We start from the raw sequence: 21209 nt of genomic DNA, 5'->3' as shown, positions 1-21209 counted from the left end.
GTGACTTTTGGCCATTAATGCTCAAGAAATTAGTGCTTTAATTAAAAAGCAAATTGAAAACTTCCAGCCAAATTTTGACGTCACTGAAACTGGTGTAGTAACTTACGTTGGTGATGGGATTGCCCGAGCTCGCGGCTTGGATAATGCCATGGCCGGTGAGCTGCTCGAATTCCAAAATGGTGCTTATGGTATGGCTCAAAACCTTGAGTCCAATGATGTTGGTATCATCATCCTAGGAGATTTCTCAGAGATCACTGAAGGAGATACCGTTAAGCGTACCGGTAAAATCATGGAAGTCCCAGTTGGTCCAGAACTGATTGGCCGGGTGGTCAACCCGCTTGGTCAACCTGTTGATGGACTTGGTGATATTAACACAAATGCAACCCGTCCGGTTGAAACACCTGCACCGGGTGTTATGCAACGTAAGAGTGTCTCAGAACCTCTACAAACAGGACTCAAAGCTATTGATGCCTTGGTACCAATTGGTCGTGGACAACGGGAATTGGTTATCGGAGACCGTCAAACGGGTAAAACCTCGGTTGCCATTGATGCTATCTTGAACCAAAAGGATCAAGATATGATTTGTATCTATGTTGCCATCGGTCAAAAGGAATCGACAGTTCGTAACCAAGTGGAAACCTTACGTAAGTATGGTGCCCTTGATTATACTATCGTTGTGACAGCCTCTGCTTCACAGCCTTCACCTTTGGTTTACATCGCACCTTATGCTGGTGTCGCCATGGCTGAAGAGTTTATGTATAACGGTAAGCATGTTTTAATTGTTTATGATGATTTATCTAAGCAAGCTGTAGCCTACCGTGAACTGTCTCTTTTGCTCCGTCGTCCGCCAGGACGTGAAGCCTACCCAGGGGATGTTTTCTACTTGCACAGCCGTCTTTTGGAACGGTCTGCCAAGGTGTCTGATGAATTGGGTGGCGGTTCTATTACGGCGCTGCCTTTCATTGAAACGCAAGCAGGTGACATTTCGGCTTACATTGCGACCAATGTCATTTCTATTACCGACGGACAAATCTTTTTGCAAGAAAACCTCTTTAATTCAGGCATTCGCCCAGCTATCGATGCAGGGTCATCGGTATCACGGGTTGGGGGTTCGGCCCAAATTAAGGCCATGAAGAAGGTTGCCGGTACCCTGCGTTTGGATTTGGCTTCTTACCGTGAGTTGGAAGCCTTCACCCAATTCGGTTCTGATTTGGATGAAGCAACTCAGGCTAAATTGAATCGTGGCCGCAGGACAGTAGAAGTCCTCAAACAGCCAGTTCATCAGCCGCTTCCAGTTGAAAAACAAGTATTGATTCTTTATGCTTTAACCCATGGTTTCTTGGATAGTGTTCCAGTTAACGATATCTTGACCTTTGAACAAGCGATATATGAGTACTTTGAGGTACATCATGCTGATATCTTTGAAACGATTCGGACCACGAAAGACCTTCCTGAAGAAGCCGTTTTGGATGCTGCCATTCAAGACTTTAAAGATCAGTCTTCATTTGAATAAGGAGGCAGACTTATGGCAGGTTCTCTGAGTGAAATCAAAACAAGAATTGTTTCAACCGAAAAAACAAGTAAAATTACGAGTGCCATGCAAATGGTATCTGCCGCTAAATTGACGAAGTCTGAACAAGCTGCTAAGGATTTTCAAGTCTATGCGTCCAAGATTCGTCAAATCACAACAGATTTGCTGCATGCTGAGTTGACCAATGGTTCCGACAATCCCATGTTAGCCGCTCGTCCCGTTAAACGGACTGGCTATATTGTCATTACTTCTGACAAAGGTTTGGTCGGTGGCTATAATGCTAAGATTCTCAAGGCAGTCATGGACTTGATTGAGGAATATCACAGTGAAAAGAATGACTACGCCATTATCTCTATCGGTGGTACTGGCTCGGACTTCTTTAAAGCTCGTGGGATTGACCTAGCCTTTGAACTGCGCGGTCTGGAAGATCAACCAGCTTTTGATCAAGTCTCGCAAATCATTTCGCAGTCTGTTGAAATGTATAAAGAAGAGCTCTTCGATGAGCTTTATGTCTGCTACAACCACCATATCAATAGCTTGACCAGTCAGGTACGGGTCGAACAGATGTTGCCCATTGTTGACCTTGATGCTAACGAATCCGAAAAGGAGGCTTCCAATGCTTTTGAATTGGAACCTGATCGGGAAGCCATCTTGGAACAACTCTTACCTCAATATACAGAGAGTTTGATTTATGGGGCTATTGTCGATGCCAAGACAGCTGAACATGCGGCGGGTATGACAGCTATGCAGACAGCGACAGACAACTCGAAGAATGTCATTAATGACTTGACCATTCAATATAATCGGGCTCGCCAAGCAGCGATTACGCAAGAAATTACTGAAATTGTTGCTGGTGCTAACGCCTTGGAATAATTGGTCAAGAAGCGGTCGTTCTTTTAGAACGAAGTTTCAGCTATTGTGCTAAGACGCTTAAGTTTTAGTCCCATGATTTGAATAGAGATTTATTTTGTGAGAGAAAGGGAGCTTAGTTTCCTTATCCTCTAGGAAAATCTTCAGTAGACGAAAGAGTTCTTTATATCATAAATTGAAAGGAATTTAGCATGAGCTCAGGCAAAATTGCTCAGGTTGTTGGACCTGTTGTTGACGTTAAGTTTGCAACAGACGATAAGCTTCCTGAGATTAATAATGCATTGGTCGTTTATAAAAACAACGATAAGAAAGAAAAAATCGTGCTCGAAGTTGCCCTTGAATTGGGTGACGGTCTTGTGCGTACCATTGCTATGGAATCAACTGATGGGCTTACGCGTGGACTAGAAGTTCTCGATACTGGTCGTGCCATTAGTGTACCAGTTGGTAAAGAAACTCTAGGACGTGTCTTCAATGTGCTTGGTGAAACCATTGATTTGGATGAGCCATTCGCAGAAGATGCAGAGCGTGAACCTATCCATAAGAAAGCTCCTAGCTTTGATGAATTATCAACCTCATCAGAAATCTTGGAAACAGGCATTAAGGTTATCGACCTTTTGGCTCCCTACTTAAAAGGTGGTAAGGTCGGCCTCTTTGGTGGTGCCGGTGTTGGTAAAACGGTCCTGATTCAAGAGCTGATTCACAACATTGCACAAGAACATGGTGGAATTTCCGTCTTCACCGGTGTTGGTGAACGGACTCGTGAAGGTAATGACCTTTATTGGGAAATGAAAGAATCGGGAGTTATCGAAAAGACCGCCATGGTCTTTGGTCAAATGAATGAACCACCAGGAGCACGCATGCGTGTTGCCTTGACTGGTCTGACGTTGGCAGAATACTTCCGTGATGTTGAAGGTCAAGACGTTCTGCTCTTTATTGACAATATCTTCCGCTTTACTCAAGCCGGTTCTGAAGTATCAGCTCTGCTTGGCCGGATGCCATCAGCCGTTGGTTACCAACCCACATTGGCTACAGAAATGGGGCAATTGCAGGAACGGATTACGTCAACTAAGAAGGGTTCTGTCACCTCAATTCAAGCTATCTATGTACCAGCCGATGACTATACTGACCCAGCGCCAGCAACAGCTTTCGCGCATTTGGATTCAACTACTAACTTGGAACGTAAGCTGACTCAAATGGGAATTTACCCAGCGGTCGATCCTCTGGCTTCAAGCTCTCGTGCTTTGGCGCCGGAAATTGTCGGTGAGGAACACTACCAAGTAGCAACAGAAGTGCAACGAGTCTTGCAACGTTATAATGAATTGCAAGATATCATCGCCATCTTGGGTATGGATGAATTGTCAGATGATGAAAAAGTCTTGGTTGGTCGTGCCCGTCGCATCCAATTCTTCCTGTCACAAAACTTTAACGTGGCGGAACAATTTACAGGACAGCCAGGTTCCTATGTACCAGTCGCTGAAACGGTTCGCGGCTTCAAGGAAATTCTGGATGGGAAATACGATGACCTACCAGAAGACGCTTTCCGTAGTGTTGGTCCAATCGAGGATGTTGTTGAAAAAGCTAAAAAAATGGGCTTTTAATGAGGTGATGCTATGACTGATCATATGACAGTACAGATCGTAACACCTGATGGGATTCGTTATGATCACCATGCCACTTATATTTCAGTGACTACAACTGATGGTGAGATGGGGATCTTGGCTAATCACGTCAACACCATTGCTCCGCTGACAGTCCATGAGATGAAAATCCGTCGTATTGACGATGATAATCATGTCGACTGGGTTGCTGTCAATGGTGGTATCCTTGAAATTAAGGACAATACCGTGACGATTGTAGCGGATTCGGCCGAGCGATCACGTGATATTGATATTTCACGAGCTGAGCGGGCTAAACAAAGAGCTGAACGCAAGTTGCACGAGGCGGAAGCCAGTCATCAAATTGATGATGTTCGCCGCGCTCAAGTCGCTCTGCGCCGTGCCCTCAATCGTATCAGCGTTGGGAATAAATAAAAAGGTCCTGTGGACCTTTTTATCCCGAGCCTTGAAATCAGAAAGCGAGGCCGGTTCTGTAGACCTTTTTATCCCGAGCCTTGAAATCAGAAAGCGAGGCCGGTTCTGTGGACCTTTTTATCCCGAGCCTTGAAATCAGAAAGCGTAGCTGGTTCAGTGAACCTTTTAGATAACAAGAAGCTCCCAATTTTGGGGGCTTTTTAGGTCTTTCTTGCTATTCTCAAGTCTATTGAATGCTGTAAAAGGCTGTCAGAAAAAGACAATTAAGCCAGAACTATACTAGAGAGCAGTGGAAGCGAAGCTGGTTTTCTTTTTGGTTTATCATGCGTATTCATGATAAAATAAGGTCATGGAAATTTTACAATCACTTATTACTATCATTTGCCATCTCTTTTTTATTCTCATGAGTTTTCATCTCTTAACTCGTTTAGTCAATTGGGAAAAAATTTTACGTGTTAATCCCGATAATTTCAGGCAGATTAATCTTTTAGTCATGTTTCTGTCTATTGGTCTAGGCTTTTTGGTCAGCTCTTTCTTTTTATCTGTTATATCCCTTTCTATGACAATTCTTACTACAGTTCACTAAAGCGGCTTTTTCTTAATCTTATGATATAATAAGGAAAATACTTGCGAAAAATGGAGAAAGCATGGATAGAATTATTATTAAGGGTGGTCAAACACGCTTACAAGGTGAAGTGACGATTGAAGGGGCTAAGAATGCGGTTCTTCCTCTTTTAGCAGCAACAATTTTGCCTGCTCAAGGCCAGACTGTACTGAGCAATGTCCCGATTTTATCGGATGTCTTTACTATGAATAATGTGGTTCGGGGCCTAAATGTTGAAGTCGATTTTGATCAAGAACAAAATCAAGTTACCGTGGATGCTACTGGACAGCTTTTGGATGAGGCTCCTTATGAATATGTCAGTCAAATGCGGGCATCTATCGTTGTTCTAGGGCCTATTTTGGCTCGTAATGGTCATGCCAAGGTTTCTATGCCAGGTGGCTGTACCATCGGCAGCCGTCCCATTGATCTTCACCTCAAGGGGTTGGAGGCCATGGGAGCCAAGATTAGCCAAGTAGGCGGGGATATCACTGCGACAGCTGACCATCTGAAAGGAACAAATATTTATATGGATTTCCCTTCAGTAGGAGCGACGCAAAATCTCATGATGGCAGCTACTTTGGCTCAAGGGACAACCATTATTGAAAATGCAGCTCGGGAGCCAGAAATTGTTGATCTAGCTATCCTTCTCAATAAAATGGGAGCCAATGTCCGCGGAGCTGGGACAGAAACCTTGACCATCAAGGGTGTGGATCAGCTGCACGGTGCGGAACACGATGTCGTTCAAGACAGAATAGAAGCCGGCACCTTTATGGTAGCTGCAGCTATGACCTCTGGTGATGTTCTGGTTAAGTCAGCTGTTTGGGAACACAATCGCCCCTTAATTTCCAAGCTTTTGGAAATGGGAGTAGAAGTCACAGAGGAAGACGAGGGTATCCGTGTCAAATCAGATGTCAGCAAGTTGAAACCAGTGACTGTGAAGACACTGCCCCATCCAGGCTTCCCCACGGATATGCAGGCTCAATTCACAGCCCTGATGGCCGTTGTAAGAGGTGAATCGACCATGATTGAAACTGTCTTTGAGAACCGTTTCCAGCATTTAGAAGAAATGCGTCGGATGGGATTAAACTCAGAAATCATGCGAGATACGGCCATTATCCACGGCGGTCAAGACTTACAAGGGGCTCAGGTTATGTCAACAGATCTGCGAGCTAGCGCAGCCTTGATTTTGATTGGGATGGTAGCCCAAGGGACGACAACAGTTGGGAAATTAACCCATTTGGATCGTGGCTACTATAAATTCCACGAGAAGTTGGCAGCGTTAGGAGCAGATATTGAGAGGGTGAATGACTAATGGTGAAATCAGGTTGGGCCTATATTAGACATCAGTTAGCTTTAATTCTACTGGTTACTTTTCTTTGCCTAGTCTTTTTTGCGGTTGGCTTGATGCTTGGTTATGCTGTCCTCGGCCAAGGTCACAATCCCTTGACTATCTTATCACCGGATAAGTGGCAATCCTTGATTGATAAATTTACTGGAAAATAAGTTAAAATCCCGATAAGCAAGCAGGCTAATCGGGATTTTTCGAGAGAGATTATTATGGTGAAAAAATCAAAATCAACGATGAAACGGGAGCAAAAAGCCCTGCTTTCGCTGGTCAGTTTAGTTGTCTTTTTAATACTGGGTTTGCTGGCAACTACTGATCAATTATCCGATCAAAATCCAATCAAGCAAGTAGCTCAGCAGCTAACGGGAGAGCAGCAGAAAAGGTCTAAGTTTAGTGATGAGGCTCCGAGTCGAGACTTAGCCGATAGTGTGCTGACTCAAGAAGTTAGAAACCAACTCCCGGCTGAAATTAGCTGGAATGGCTCAGGAGCTTATATTCTTAATGGGAATAAAACCAATTTGGACGCTCGGGTGGCTAGTACTCCCTATGTCAACAATCAGACAAAAGTCGTCCAAGGTCAGACGGTCCCAAGTCTCGCCAATGCCCTCCTGACCAAATCTACCCGTCAGTATCGTAACCGTCAGGAAACAGGTAACGGCTCAACAGACTGGACACCGGCAGGCTGGCATCAGCGAACGGGTCTTTCTGGTGTCTATGATCATGCCATAGATCGTGGCCATTTGATTGCTTATTCCTTAGCGGGTAGTCTAAGAGGTTTCGATGCTTCAACAAGCAATCCGGCCAATGTCGCAGTCCAGACAGCCTGGGCTAATGAAGCCAGCAGTGAGAATTCGACGGGACAGAATTACTATGAAACCCAGATCCGCAAGGCCCTGGATAAGCGCAAGCGGGTTCGCTACCGAGTGACCTTAATTTATCAAGGCGACAACTTAATTGCCTCAGGCAGCCATCTGGAAGCCAAGTCATCCGATGGCAGTCTGGAATTTAATGTCTTTATTCCTAACGTGCAACGGGATTTGATACTGGATTACTACACAGGACAGGTGAAGCTTGAGTCCTGAGAAATTCTAGGAAAAGAGCTTAAGAATCTTGCCAGCCGAACAAAATTTTGTTAGAATAAAAACAATTGAATAGAGAGTCTGTGAGACTAGTAGCTAGGTCATACTTGAAAAGGGAATGTGAATCATCGACTGGAAGTTCACTCGAGGAAAGCCTTGTGAATTCACTCATATTAAGGACTTAACAAATTAAGGTCTAGTTAGCTAGATGAAAACGGATGGTACCGCGTGTCAACGCTCCGAATTTATGGAGTTTTGGCAAGCGGTTTTTCTTGTTCCTGCAGCTCTGACCTTAGTGATGATGAAAGGAAATCTCAAGATGGATTTACAGAGACAGTTAGAAGAGCTAAAAGTCTCAACCAAGGCTAAGCTCAAAGAAATGAATGGCAATCATAGTAAAGAATTGCAAGACCTGCGGGTTGCTGTTTTAGGTAAGAAGGGATCATTGACAGAACTACTCAAGGGGCTCAAAGACCTATCAAGTGAGATGCGCCCAGTTATTGGTAAACAAGTTAACGAGGTGCGTGATGTTCTGACACAGGCTTTTGAAGAGCAGGCTAAAATTGTTGAAGCTGCTAAGATTCGAGCCCAATTAGAATCAGAAACACTGGATGTGACACTGCCAGGCCGCAAGGTTAATCTTGGAAACCGGCATATCTTGACGCAAACATCCGAAGAAATTGAAGATATTTTTCTTGGTATGGGCTTTCAAGTCGTTGATGGATTTGAAGTTGAGAGTGACTATTACAACTTTGAACGAATGAATCTGCCTAAGAATCACCCAGCTCGGGATATGCAGGATACCTTCTATATCACTGAAGACATCTTGCTCAGAACTCATACCAGCCCTGTCCAAGCTCGTACTCTGGATCAACATGATTTCTCTGAGGGACCGCTCAAGATGATTTCACCGGGACGTGTATTTCGTCGCGATACTGATGATGCTACCCATTCTCACCAGTTCCATCAAATTGAAGGTCTGGTTGTCGGCGAAAATATTTCCATGGGGGATCTCAAGGGCACCCTGCAAATGATCAGCCAGAAGATGTTCGGAGCAGACCGCAAGATTCGCCTGCGTCCATCCTATTTTCCATTCACCGAGCCATCTGTTGAGGTTGATGTCTCTTGCTTCAAGTGCGGCGGTCAAGGCTGTAACGTCTGCAAGAAGACCGGTTGGATTGAGATCCTCGGTGCCGGAATGGTTCACCCAAGTGTCTTAGAGATGTCTGGCGTCGACTCTGAAAAATATTCAGGCTTTGCCTTTGGTCTTGGTCAAGAACGGATTGCCATGCTGCGTTACGGTATCAATGATATTCGCAGCTTTTATCAAGGTGATGTTCGCTTCTCAGCCCAATTCAAATAAAGATGTTTAGGGAGGTTCCTATGACCCTCAAACTTAGAGAAATTAAGCAGGCTGACTTACCAGCTCTGCAAGCTTTGGCAATTGAAACTTTTCGCCAGACCTTTGCCCATGACAATAGTCCCCAGCAGTTGGCAGAGTATTTTGCCCAAGTTTATTCGCTGGAGACCTTAAAACAAGAACTGGCCAATCCAGAATCCCTGCATATTTTGGCAGAAGTGGATGGTCAGCCCGCCGGCTTTCTCAAGACTAATTGGGGAGCTGCCCAGACAGAAAATGAATTGGATGCGGCCTATGAAATTCAAAGACTCTATGTTCTGCAGGAATTTCAAGGGCAAGGTATTGGCAAGAGGCTCTTTGAGTACGCCCTTGAGCAAGCTCAGCAGTCTGGTTTTGAGTGGGCCTGGTTAGGGGTCTGGGAAAAGAATGTCAAGGCACAAAAGTTTTATGCCAAGTACGGCTTTGAGCGCTTTAGCCAACATGCCTTCTCCGTTTCTGAGGATAAGGTTGATGTGGATTGGCTTTTAAAGAAGAAACTGAAATAATAGGAGGGAAGCACAAAATGGGTCATTAGGATTGACCTATAAGTGCTAACGAAATTATGCTTGTATCATATAAATGGTTAAAAGAGCTGGTTGACGTGGATGTCACAACAGCCGAGCTCGCTGAAAAAATGTCAACGACAGGGATCGAGGTCGAAGGTGTAGAAACACCGGCTAAGAGTCTGTCTAAACTCGTTGTGGGAGATGTTTTATCGTGTGAAGATGTTCCAGATACCCATCTTCATCTCTGTCAAGTGGATACTGGCGATGAGGAACCGCGTCAGATTGTTTGCGGTGCTCCAAATATTGCCGCTGGTCAAAAAGTTATTGTCGCTTTGCCCGGTGCCCGCATAGCCGATAATTACAAGATTAAAAAAGGAAAAATCCGCGGCATGGAATCGTTGGGAATGATTTGTTCCCTACAAGAATTGGGTCTGTCTGAATCCATTGTTCCCAAAGAATTTTCCGATGGGATTCAAATACTACCTAAAGCGGCAGTGCCTGGGGAAAGTGTCTTCCCCTACTTGGATTTAGATGATGAGATTATTGAACTGGCTATCACTCCTAATCGAGCAGACGCCCTATCTATGCGTGGGGTTGCTTACGAAGTTGCGGCCATCTATGGCAAGTCTGTCCATTTCCCTGAAAGAGATGTGCATGAAGGTGCTCAAAAGGCAGCTGAGAAGATTGCTGTTGCCATTGAGTCTGATAAAGCCCTGACCTACAAGGCTCGGGTAGTTGAAAATGTAACCGTTGCATCAAGTCCCCAATGGCTGCAGAACCTGCTCATGAATGCTGGTATTCGTCCGATTAATAATGTGGTCGATGTGACCAATTATGTCCTTCTCTATTTTGGACAGCCAATGCATGCTTTTGATTATGACAAATTTGCTGACAAGACCATTGTTGCCCGCGATGCCCGCCCTGGTGAAAAATTGGTTACCCTTGATGGTGAAGAACGCGAATTGATTGCTGATGATTTGGTTATCAGCGTAGCAGATCAGGCGGTAGCGCTAGCTGGTGTTATGGGCGGTCAGTCAACTGAAATTGATTCCGCTAGTCAAACCGTTGTCCTCGAAGCTGCTGTCTTTGATGGTCAATCCATCCGTAAGACAAGCTCTCGTCTCAACCTGCGCTCCGAAAGTTCTTCCCGCTTTGAAAAAGGTATTAACTATGACACAGTCGGTCAAGCTCTCGATTATGCAGCGGCTATGCTGGACGAATTGGCCGGTGGTCAAACCCTAGCTGGTCAAGTGGAAGCAGGTAGCTTGCCGACAGAACCCGTCCAAGTTTCAACCAGTTTGGATTATGTCAATGTTCGCTTGGGAACCCAACTGACCATGGCTGACATCCAAGATATCTTTGCCAAACTGGATTTCCCAGTAGCCGGAAATGAAGAACGCTTCACCGTTACTGTCCCTCGTCGCCGTTGGGATATTGCTATTCAGGCTGATTTGGTTGAAGAAATCGCTCGGATCTACGGTTACGATAAATTACCAACTACCCTGCCTGAAGCTGCAGGAACAGCAGGAGAATTAACCAGCACTCAAAAACTTCGGCGCAGGGTGCGGACTATTGCCGAAGGTGCAGGTCTCTCTGAAATCATTTCCTACGCTTTAACAACACCAGAAAAAGCCGTTCAATTCACACAAAATCCTACCAATGTGACCGAACTCATGTGGCCGATGTCCATCGAACGTTCAGCTTTACGGCAAAACATTGTAGCTGGTATGTTGGATACCATTGCCTACAATGTTGCCCGTAAGAATAAGGATATAGCTATCTATGAAATTGGAAAGGTCTTTGAACAGAAGGGCAATCCAAAAGCAGACCTCCCGACCGAGTTGGATACCTTTGCCCTAGCAGTGACGGGTCTGGTGGCAGAAAAGGATTTCCAGACAGAGGCTCAGCCAGTCGATTTCTTCTATGTCAAGGGAATCTTAGAAACTCTCTTTGCTAAATTGGATTTATCGGTTGAGTTTGTAGCAGAATCAGGCTTAGCTGCCATGCACCCTGGCCGAACTGCCAGCCTCATCTTAGATGGTCAGCCCCTTGGTTTTGTTGGCCAAATCCACCCAGAAGTAGCGAAAGACTACGGTATTCCTGAAACCTACGTGGCAGAAATCAATTTGACAGCTGTCCAGAATAAATTACAACCGGCTTCTGCCTTTGTGGAGATTCCCAAATTCCCAAGTGTTTCCCGTGATATAGCACTTTTGGTCGATCAAGCTGTCAGCCACCAAGCCATCCTCGATGCTATTCAAGGAGCTGGCGTCAAACGGCTGATTAAGATCAAACTCTTTGATGTTTATGCTGGCCACAATATTGCGCATGGTAAGAAGTCTATGGCCTACAGCCTGACCTTCCAAAATCCAAGCGATAACTTGACTGACGAAGAAGTGGCTAAGTACATGGAAAAAATTACTAAGGCCCTGACTGAAAAAGTTTCAGCAGAAGTGCGTTAAGAGAACCTAAAAAAAATCTAGCTAAGATAGTTTTGTTATCAAGGCTAGATTTTTTCTATTTCCGAATGTTCAAATAGCTAACGAGAAACTTCGGAAGAAGGACCCAAGAAAAACATGAAAGTTTTCAGAAAACAGACAAAAATCCAGCAACCCTGGTTTTTATAAAAAGAAATTTTTAAGCTAGGAAAATAACTCAAAGCCCTATTCTACTGGGTTTTGAGTAACATAAAGTTTTCCGAAAAATAATTTGAATAGCAGAATAGTTTGGCTCATTGTAATTTTTTTGTTATAATACTAATTAGTATTTAAAGGTTCTAATCTATTAAATACAGGGAAAGAATTTCTGGGAGGAAAGATTACATGGAAAAACATTCTCAACGCTATTCCATCCGCAAGTATAGCTTTGGAGCAGCGTCTGTTTTGCTGGGAACCGCAGCCTTTGCCCTTTCGGCAACGACTGCCCTGGCAGACGAAAATTCGACTGTCCCAGCCGCTGATAACGCTGGTTCTTCTGCGGAAGTAGCAGCGAATCAAGCTGGTCCGCAAACTAAGGTGATTAATCAGACGACTGTTGGTGATACCACTACAACGACTAAAGAAGTAACATCACCTGAATTGGAAACAGCTAAGGAAAATGCACAAAAGGCTAATGTCCCTGCTGAGGAAACTGAGGCGAAGGTCCAACCTTCTGTTGAAGCTGCTGATGCTGATAACAAGGCGCAAGCAGAGGCAATCAACAAGTCGGTAACTGACTATCAAACTCAACAAGCTGCTTATGAAAAAGCCAAAGCTGAGTATGATAGCAAATCAGCTGAAAAAGCGGCAGCCGATAAGTTAAATGCCCAAGCTAAAGGTGCCTACGATGCGGCTATGATTCAGTACAATCAAGATAAGGCTGCTTACGATGCTGCCCTTGCTCAGTACAATATTGACAAAGCAACGTACGCTCAACAAAAGATTCAATACGAAGTGAGTCTGGCAGAAAAAGAAGCGGCTGATAAGGCCAATGCTGCTGCCAAGCTCAAGTATGACCAAGAAATGCAAGCTTACAATGCTGCTAAGGCCGACTATGATTCAGCGCTTGCTCAATATAATGCGGACAAGAAAAAATATGATGCCGCCAAGGCTACTTATGACAGTAAACTAGCTGAAAAAGCAGCAGCTGATAAGGCTAATGCAGCTGCCAAGCTCAAGTATGACCAAGAAAAAGCGGTTTATGATCAAGCTAAGGCCAAGTATGATCAAGACTTGGCTAAGTACCAGCAAGATAAGGCTAAGTACGATTCCGCCAAGGCTACTTATGACAGTAAACTAGCTGAAAAAGCAGCAGCTGATAAGGCTAATGCAGCTGCCAAGCTCAAGTATGACCAAGAAAAAGCGGTTTATGATCAAGCTAAGGCCAAGTACGATCAAGACTTGGCTAAGTACCAGCAAGATAAGGCTAAGTACGATTCCGCCAAGTCGACCTACGACAGCAAGTTAGCTGAGAAAGCAGCAGCGGAAAAGATCAATGCTGAAAATGAAGCAAAATACAATCAGGCTAAGGAAGCTTATAATCAAGCCAGGGCCCAATATGAGCATCAATTGGCTGAATACCAAACCAAATATGAACATTGGAAAAACTCTAAGGATGCTTACGATAAATTCCTAGCTGACCACAATCTGACAGAAACTCAAGCCGCTCAAGAATTGATTTTTGAGCGCGAAAAAGATGCGGTTCACACCATTGAAGGTATCAATACTTACCTGACACCTGAAGCACAAAAACGCATTGGAACAAGCGCTGTTAATCAATACCGTTCAAATGAAATTAAAGAAGGCGATGTTGTTACTAATAGTCCTTATGGTAATAAGGACAACGAATGGCTGCAAGTCAAAGAAGGCGATAAGTTCACTGTAACTTACGATGGCCTGTCTCAATCCAAGATGATTATCGAAGGTGTTCCGCAGGACATTAATAAGGTTATCTATCACTATAGTATTGATGAATTGCCATCATTTAACAAGGCAGGTATTGCTAAAGTAAGCAACGACCCAACTGTTACCTTGACTGTCGGTGCTTCAACTGATGATCCTAATAAGGCTGTTAAAGTTACCGTTGATATCGAGTTCTATGACAAGAATGGTCAAAAATATGATTTGACCAAGCGTAAAGCTATCGTAGCTCTCAACTCACTTAACCACTGGACTGGTGCAGCCTATGTATCTGGGGAAGATATGCCGCGTGCTTTAACAGTTGAAGCTCGGGATACTGAAGGCAATACTGTACGTGGTACTTGGAATCCTTATGCTGATGGCAGCCATCCAGACATTAAGAATGGTGAAGTCCAAACGAAGTCTGGCTATGCAGACTTCGGCGGTAAGACTGTCATTATTTCGGCTGATAATCCGCTCAAAATTGTCACTCAAAGTTATACTGTTGCTCCAAACAGCCTTGAAACGCTCACAGGTGAAGCCATTACTGAGGAAAGTTCTGTTAAAGCATCCGGTAGTGCTAATGCCCACTCAATCGGAAGTCAAAACTACTCCTATGAGGATGAAGGTGTTCAAAAAGATGACGTTATCGGTAGTTACTATGTAGATGCTGAAACTGGTCTGATTACCTTCGTACCTAAGAAAAAATTCCAAAATGTTGAACATCAAGAGTTTGTTAATATTGGGGATAACCAATATATTGCTATTCCAAACTCAAGTGTTACTTATGATCCTAATACCCATGAAGTAACTTCTCAAGCCGATAATCAATACATTGAGCATGGTGCAGTCTTTAATGGGGAATCAACTCCCACACTTCCAGGCTGGGATAATGAAGACTCACCTTACCTCTATTACGGTGGTGCTGGTATGCGGATGACAAATGGTCACCTTGTCTTTACGGCTAAAGGTGCCAATGCCGTAGGTGCGCCAACAATCTACTGGTTTGCCATCAACTCCACTGTTGGTTATCCTAAGAATCCAGGAGAAGAGCCACCAAAACCTAAGGCGCCGACTCCGCCAACTCCACCAAAGAAGGTTATCGTCGAAGTTCCAGGTGAACCACATGAGCCAACCCCACCAACCTCACCGGTAGCTCCAGAACCACCTAAGATGACAATAATTGAAGTCCCAGGTGAACCACATGAGCCAACTGCACCAACGCCGCCAGTAGCTCCAGAACCACCTAAGATGATAACAATTGAGGTCCCAGGTGAGCCACATAAGCCAACCCCACCGACTGCCCCAGTACCGCCAACAAAACCTAAGACCATAACAGTAGTTGTCCCTAAGAAACCAAACGAGCCAAAAGCTCCGACCCTTCCTAATCCTCCTCGGCCACCTAAGACGATTTCTGTTGAGGTTCCAAATGAGCCAACCCCGCCAACAAAACCTTCAGTGAAATGGCATAAGAACATCATTGTTGAAAGCGTGAAGACTCCTAAACCAGGAGTTCCAACCCCTCCAACAGTTCCAAACACCCCACCAAAATCTGTACAACCGGTCAAGTCAGAAAATCCAACCCCTGCTCAGCCGCAACCGGCTGCAGAAAAAACTCTGCCTCAGACTGGTGATAGCAACAGCTATGGTGTGACCGTCTTCGGTGCCGGTATTATTGCCTTCTCCATCATAACGATGCTCGGTGCGATGAAGCGCAAAGAAAACTAAACCATCAGTTCCAACCTAATTTGTCAATTATTTATCTAGATCGAACTCAGCCCACCCTTCCTGAGTTCATATCATGATAAATTTGAGGGAAGATCTTCGGATCTTCTCTTTTTTTTATTGGATAGGCACCAAGCAATAAATCAAACTTCATCACGGATAGCATTTGATAATATTTCTGAATATTAAAGTAGAAAAGTTATTTTCTTATAAGCGCTTTCATTTCTTTTCAATACAGTATTTTTTAAGTCAAATTAATTTGTAGTAACAAATTACTGTGTTATAATCTAAATTGCGTGTTTAAATTTTCTAAAACTTTAAGTGCGAGAGAGATGAATAATTTTGGAGGAAAATTTTCAAATGGAAAAAAATGCACAACGTTTTTCTATCAGAAAATACAGTTTTGGTGCGGCGTCTGTCTTACTTGGGACAGCTGTCTTTGTCCTTAGTGCCCCTACTGTATTGGCTGATGAAACGGCAGGTAATTCTGGAGCTGGTACAAGCCAGCCGACTAGCAGTACGGCCGACATGGGAGTAAGTTCGGCGGCTGCTGATCAGGAAACGACTAGCGTAGTTTCTGTAGAAAAGGAAGATGATACGACAACGGTGACGAGTCAAGTGACCTCATCTGCCTTAGAGGATGCCAAAACCAAGGCTGAACAAGCGGGTGTTCAGGTGGAAGAGACTGAGCCCCAAGTTCAACCGTCTGCTGAAGCAGCTGCAGCTGACAATCAAGCGCAGGTTCAAGAAGTGAAGACAGCTACTGAAGCCCAAAAAGCTGCAGATGCTGACTATGCTCAAAAACAGGCTGAGTATGAAGCAGCTGTAAAAGCAAACGAAGCAGCGATAGCAACAAATACTCAAATCCAAGCAGATAACGCCGCCGCGCAATCCGCCTATGAGCAAGCGAAAGCTCAGTATGATAGCGATCTTGCTCAATATGAAATGGCTAAGGCATCGTATGACACTGCTAAAGCAACTTACGAAGCAGCAGTTGCTGAAAAAGCCAAAGCTGATGCTCGCAATGCTGAGGCTAAAGCAGCTTATGAATCAGCTCTTCAAGTTTACAACGACGAACAAACTAAATATGAAGCTGCGAAATCATTTTATGAATCTACCAAAGTAGCACATGATCAGGCTGTAGCAACCAACCAACAAATTCAATCGGATAATGCAGCCGCTCAAGCCGCCTATGAGCAAGCGCAAACTGCTTACCAAGCGGCTCAAGCCAAGTACGAGCAAGACAAGGCGGCTTACGATAAGGCGGTAGCCGCTAAGACAGCCGCGGAAGCGCAAAACACGCAAACGCAGGCAGATAACGCTGCAGCGCAAGCCGCTTACGAACAAGCGCAAACTGCTTACCAAACGGCACAAGCCAAGTATGAGCAAGACAAGGCTGCCTATGATCAGGCGGTAGCGGATAAAGCCGCTGCAGAAGCGCAAAACCAACAAATTCAATCGGATAACACTGCCGCTCAATCCACCTATGAAAAGGCACAAGCGGCTTATCAGGCAGCTCAAGCTCAATACGAGCAAGACAAGGCGGCTTACGATAAGGCTGTAGCTGACAAAGCAGCTGCAGAAGCGCAAAACCAACAGATACAATCCGATAACACTGCCGCTCAATCCACCTATAAAAAGGCACAGGCTGATTATCAAACTGCTCAAGCCAAGTACGAGCAAGACAAGGCCGCTTATGATAAGGCCGTAGCCGCTAAGGCAGCCGCAGAAGCACAAAATCGCCAAATTCAATCGGATAACACTGCCGCGCAATCCGCCTATGAAAAGGCACAGGCTGATTATCAAACTGCTCAAGCCAAGTACGAGCAAGACAAGGCCGCTTATGATAAGGCCGTAGCCGATAAAGCAGCTGCAGAAGCACAAAACCGCCAAATTCAATCGGATAACGCCGCCGCGCAATCCGCCTATGAAAAGGCACAGGCTGATTATCAAACTGCCCAAGCCAAGTACGAGCAAGACAAGGCCGCTTATGATAAGGCCGTAGCCGCTAAGGCAGCCGCAGAAGCACAAAATCGCCAAATCCAAGCTGATAATACAGCCGCTCAAACCGCTTACGAGCAAGCCCAAGCGGCTTATCAGGCAGCTCAAGCTCAATACGAGCAAGACAAGGCGGTTTATGATAAAGCTGTAGCAGACAAGGCAGCTGCAGAAGCACAAAATCGCCAAATTCAAGCAGATAACGCAGCTGCGCAAGAAGCCTATGAGCAAGCACAAGCTGACTATCAAGCAGCACAGGCTAAGTACGAGCAAGACAAGGCCGCTTATGATAAGGCCGTAGCCGATAAAGCAGCCGCAGAAGCGCAAAACCAACAGATTCAAGCAGATAACACTGCTGCTCAATCCGCCTATGAAAAGGCACAAGCTGACTATCAAGCAGCACAGGCTAAGTATGACCAAGACAAGGCCGCTTATGATAAAGCTGTAGCAGACAAGGCAGATGTTGAAGCCAAGAATGCACAGATTGAAGCAGACAATACTGCTGCACAAGAAGTGTATGATAAGGCCGTTACTGTCTATGAAGCTGCTAAAGAGCAGTATAAAAAAGATCTTGAAGCTTATAATCAGGCGCTTCAAGCTAAAGCCGCCGCAGAGGCTCAAAACCAACAAATCACAGCAGAAAATCAAGCCGCAAGAGATGCCTACAATACAGCTAAAGCGGAATATGATGCTAAAAAGGCCGAGTACGATCAGGCTAAAGCTAAATATGATGCCGATAAGGCCGAGTATGATGCTAAGACAGCTGAGAAGGCCGAAGCGGATAAGGCTAATGCCGAAGCTGAAGCCAAATACAATGCTGATAAAGCCCAGTTTGAAAAAGACACCATTGATTATAATACTAAGCTTTTAGAGTATGAAACAGCTCTAAAACAGTATGAAAATGCTAAAGAGGCTTATGATAAGTTCTTAGCTGATACTGGTTTAACTCAAGTTCAAGCAACTCAAGAGCTGACCTTCTTACGTGAACCTAGTGCCACTCATAAGATTGATGGTATCAGTGCTTATGTGACTCGAGATGCCCAGCAACGTTTGGCTAATGATGGTGGGGTTAAACAGTACGACTCTAACAAACTTCAAGCAGGTGACGTTGTTAGTACAACTCCTTATGCCAATAATGAGGCTGAATGGCTGAGCATTAAAGTCGGTGACAAATTCTCTGTCACCTACGATGGCCTGTCTAAGTCAAAGATGATCGTTGATGGTGTCGAGCGTGACATCAGCCGCGTCATTTATCGCTATGAAATTCTCAACCTTCCATCATACGATGGCAAAGGAATTGCCAAAGTGGATGCCGATCCAACAGTTACTCTAACAGTCGGAGCGTCAACCGATAAGCCAGGAGAGTCGATTAAGGTCGCAGTAGATATTGAGTTCTACAATGAAAATGGTCAGATGTATGATCTCTCTCAGCGCAAGGCTATCGTTGCTCTCAACTCTCTCAATCACTGGAAGGGAGCCGCTTATGCTAATGGATCGGATAAACCGCGTGAACTTGTTGTAGAAGCCAAAGATATTGATGGCAATACAGTTCGTGGCACATGGAATCCTTATGCGGATGGCAGTGCACCAAATCTTAATAATGGTGCTCCAGTGGTAAAATCGGGTTATGCTGATTTTGGTGGCAAGACGGTTAATATTTCAGAGTCTAATCCACTTAAGATTATTGCCCAGAAGGCTGGCTGGAATGGACAAGGCTGGGTTGTAGAAAAAGAAACGACTGTATTTGGAAATGCTGTCTATGCTTCAGGCGGCGGGAATGGCCATTCAACAGGTCTCGAGGAATACAAATTTGGAGATCAGGATGACATTCTTGGGACCTACGTGGTTGATCAGGCAACGGGGTTGATTAGCTTTACCCCTAAGAAGAAATTCCAAACGATCGAGCATCAAGAGTTTGTTAATATTGGAAATAAAGAGTTTGTTGCTATTCCAAACTCAAGTGTTACCTATAATCCTGCCACTAAGGAAGTAACATCAGAAAAAGATAACCAGTATATCGAAAATGGTGCAGTCTTTAATGGTGAAACGACACCTACCCTGCGTGGTTGGGACGACGCAGATTCGCCTTACCTCTACTATGGTGGTGCAGGGGTTAAGATGACTGATGGTCATCTGGTATTTACAGCATCAGGCGCCAATGCAGAAGCCCAACCGACCGTTTACTGGTTTGCGATTAATTCAAATGTCGGTTTCCCTAAGGATCCAGGAGAAGAACCAAAGGCACCAGAAAAACCGACGCCTCCAGCACCGCCGACGCCAAAAATAATTGATGTACCAACGCCTCCTAAGGAGCCAACGTCGCCGACGCCGCCAACGGAACCAAGAGAAAAACCAACCGTTACGGTTCCCGATGAGCCGACGCCTCCAGTAGAGCCGACCCCACCAACCCCAGTGATTCCAACACCGAAGTTGGATCTTCCGCCAGTTCCCGATGAGCCAACGCCACCGACTCCACCGAGTGCACCAGACGTGAAGCCGATGGTAGATGTGCCATCTGTACCGAACGAACCAACGCCACCGACTCCACCAACGGCACCGGACGTGAAGCCGATGGTAGATGTTCCATCGGTGCCAGACGAACCAACGCCCCCAGCACCGCCGAGTGCACCAGACGTGAAGCCGATGGTAGACATTCCGTCGGTGCCAGACGAGCCAACACCACCGACTCCACCGAGTGCACCAGACGTGAAGCCAAAGGTAGATGTGCCATCTGTACCGAACGAACCAACGCCACCGACGCCCCCAACAGCACCGAACGTGAAGCCGATGGTAGACGTTCCATCGGTGCCAGACGAGCCAACGCCACCGACGCCCCCAACGGCACCGGACGTGAAGCCGATGGTAGACGTTCCATCGGTGCCAGATGAGCCAACGCCGCCGACGCCCCCAACAGCGCCGGACGTGAAGCCAGAGGTAGACATTCCGTCGGTACCGAACGAACCAACGCCACCGACGCCCCCAACAGCGCCGGAAGTGAAGCCGATGGTAGACGTTCCATCTGTACCGGACGAGCCAACGCCGCCGACCCCACCAACAGCGCCGGATGTGAAGCCAGAGGTAGATGTGCCATCGGTGCCAGATGAGCCAACGCCGCCGACCCCACCAATGGCACCAAAATACGACATTGTAGAAATACCGGCTGATCCAGGTTCAGAGCCCACCCCTCCAACACCACCAGCTGAACCAAATTACAAACCAACTGTAGACGTTCCAGAAATACCAGAAGCTCCGGAACGCAAACAAATTTCTGTGAAATGGCACAAGAATTTGATAGTTGAAACATTCAAGGATCCTAAACCAGAAAAACCAGCGCCTAAGGAATCTGTCATTCCTGTTAAGGTTGCTGAGCCGACCCCAGTACCTGTGACATCTGAAAAGACGCTGCCACAGACTGGTGAACGCAATAGCTATGGACTGGCTGTCTTTGGTATAGGGATGACAGCCTTTGCGACTGCAACCCTGCTTGGTTCATTGAAAAAGCGTGAGGAATATTAAGCCTGAACAAATTTTAGACAAGATTTTCCAATAGACTTGTTCGGTAACCAAAACTGGAATGCTAATGTCATGAAAACTGGAGATGAAAGCCCTGAAATTTTACTCAGAACATTTAAAAATGGTTAAACTGAGTTATTGGTGGTCTTATCAATTATAAAATGCCTTAGTTTTTCAACAAGTCTAATAAAAATGATAAAAGAGAGGATTGAAGTCCTCTCTTTTGCAATAGA

13 protein-coding genes are annotated in these 21209 nt (G+C 45.3%); all 13 read left to right on the top strand.

Annotated elements, in window-relative coordinates; translation table 11 throughout:
- The first annotated feature begins 7 nt into the window (after positions 1-7).
- The 13 genes from atpA to ACFSN5_RS06145 all read left to right on the top strand — a co-directional run bounded on the left by atpA (position 8) and on the right by ACFSN5_RS06145 (position 20979).
- The gene (gene atpA, locus ACFSN5_RS06205; RefSeq protein WP_165329080.1) at positions 8-1513 is read left to right on the top strand and encodes a F0F1 ATP synthase subunit alpha; all 1506 of its coding nucleotides are present in this window, start codon (positions 8-10) and stop codon (positions 1511-1513) included.
- 12 nt (positions 1514-1525) lie between these two features.
- Positions 1526-2404, top strand: a complete 879-nt coding sequence (locus tag ACFSN5_RS06200) for a F0F1 ATP synthase subunit gamma (protein ID WP_165213285.1) — start codon at positions 1526-1528, stop codon at positions 2402-2404.
- Positions 2405-2592: 188 nt separating this feature from the next.
- Positions 2593-3999, top strand: coding sequence for a F0F1 ATP synthase subunit beta (gene atpD / locus ACFSN5_RS06195; RefSeq protein WP_165213287.1), 1407 nt, complete (start codon positions 2593-2595; stop codon positions 3997-3999).
- Between the two features lie 12 nt (positions 4000-4011).
- A complete protein-coding gene (locus ACFSN5_RS06190) occupies positions 4012-4431 on the top strand; it encodes a F0F1 ATP synthase subunit epsilon (protein ID WP_165213289.1) in 420 nt (139 codons plus the stop codon).
- Positions 4432-4780: 349 nt separating this feature from the next.
- Entirely contained in the window at positions 4781-5017 is a 237-nt protein-coding gene (locus ACFSN5_RS06185) for a DUF1146 family protein (RefSeq protein WP_241154233.1), read from the top strand.
- Positions 5018-5078: 61 nt separating this feature from the next.
- Positions 5079-6347 carry a UDP-N-acetylglucosamine 1-carboxyvinyltransferase gene (murA, locus tag ACFSN5_RS06180; protein ID WP_165329079.1) on the top strand — a complete coding sequence of 423 codons (1269 nt, stop codon included), beginning with the start codon at positions 5079-5081 and terminating at the stop codon, positions 6345-6347.
- Positions 6347-6538 (top strand): DNA-directed RNA polymerase subunit beta, encoded by a 192-nt coding sequence (locus tag ACFSN5_RS06175; RefSeq protein WP_165329078.1) that lies wholly within the window; start codon positions 6347-6349, stop codon positions 6536-6538. Before murA ends, ACFSN5_RS06175 begins: the two co-directional genes overlap by 1 nt.
- 54 nt (positions 6539-6592) lie before the next feature.
- Positions 6593-7462, top strand: coding sequence for a DNA/RNA non-specific endonuclease (locus ACFSN5_RS06170; protein ID WP_165329077.1), 870 nt, complete (start codon positions 6593-6595; stop codon positions 7460-7462).
- A gap of 316 nt (positions 7463-7778) precedes the next feature.
- Entirely contained in the window at positions 7779-8822 is a 1044-nt protein-coding gene (gene pheS / locus ACFSN5_RS06165) for a phenylalanine--tRNA ligase subunit alpha (RefSeq protein ID WP_165329131.1), read from the top strand.
- 20 nt (positions 8823-8842) lie between these two features.
- Positions 8843-9364, top strand: coding sequence for a GNAT family N-acetyltransferase (locus ACFSN5_RS06160; RefSeq protein ID WP_165213299.1), 522 nt, complete (start codon positions 8843-8845; stop codon positions 9362-9364).
- A 56-nt stretch (positions 9365-9420) separates the two neighbouring features.
- Entirely contained in the window at positions 9421-11826 is a 2406-nt protein-coding gene (gene pheT, locus ACFSN5_RS06155; protein WP_165213301.1) for a phenylalanine--tRNA ligase subunit beta, read from the top strand.
- Between the two features lie 360 nt (positions 11827-12186).
- Positions 12187-15468 (top strand): GbpC/Spa domain-containing protein, encoded by a 3282-nt coding sequence (locus ACFSN5_RS06150; RefSeq protein WP_165213309.1) that lies wholly within the window; start codon positions 12187-12189, stop codon positions 15466-15468.
- Between the two features lie 357 nt (positions 15469-15825).
- On the top strand, positions 15826-20979 hold the full coding sequence (locus ACFSN5_RS06145) for a GbpC/Spa domain-containing protein (protein WP_165213319.1): 5154 nt from the start codon (positions 15826-15828) through the stop codon (positions 20977-20979).
- Positions 20980-21209: the final 230 nt, after the last annotated feature.

The sequence above is a fragment of the Streptococcus tangpeifui genome (assembly GCF_044503215.1).
Taxonomy (GTDB): domain Bacteria; phylum Bacillota; class Bacilli; order Lactobacillales; family Streptococcaceae; genus Streptococcus; species Streptococcus tangpeifui.
This window is presented reverse-complemented; position numbering and strand designations above follow the sequence as displayed.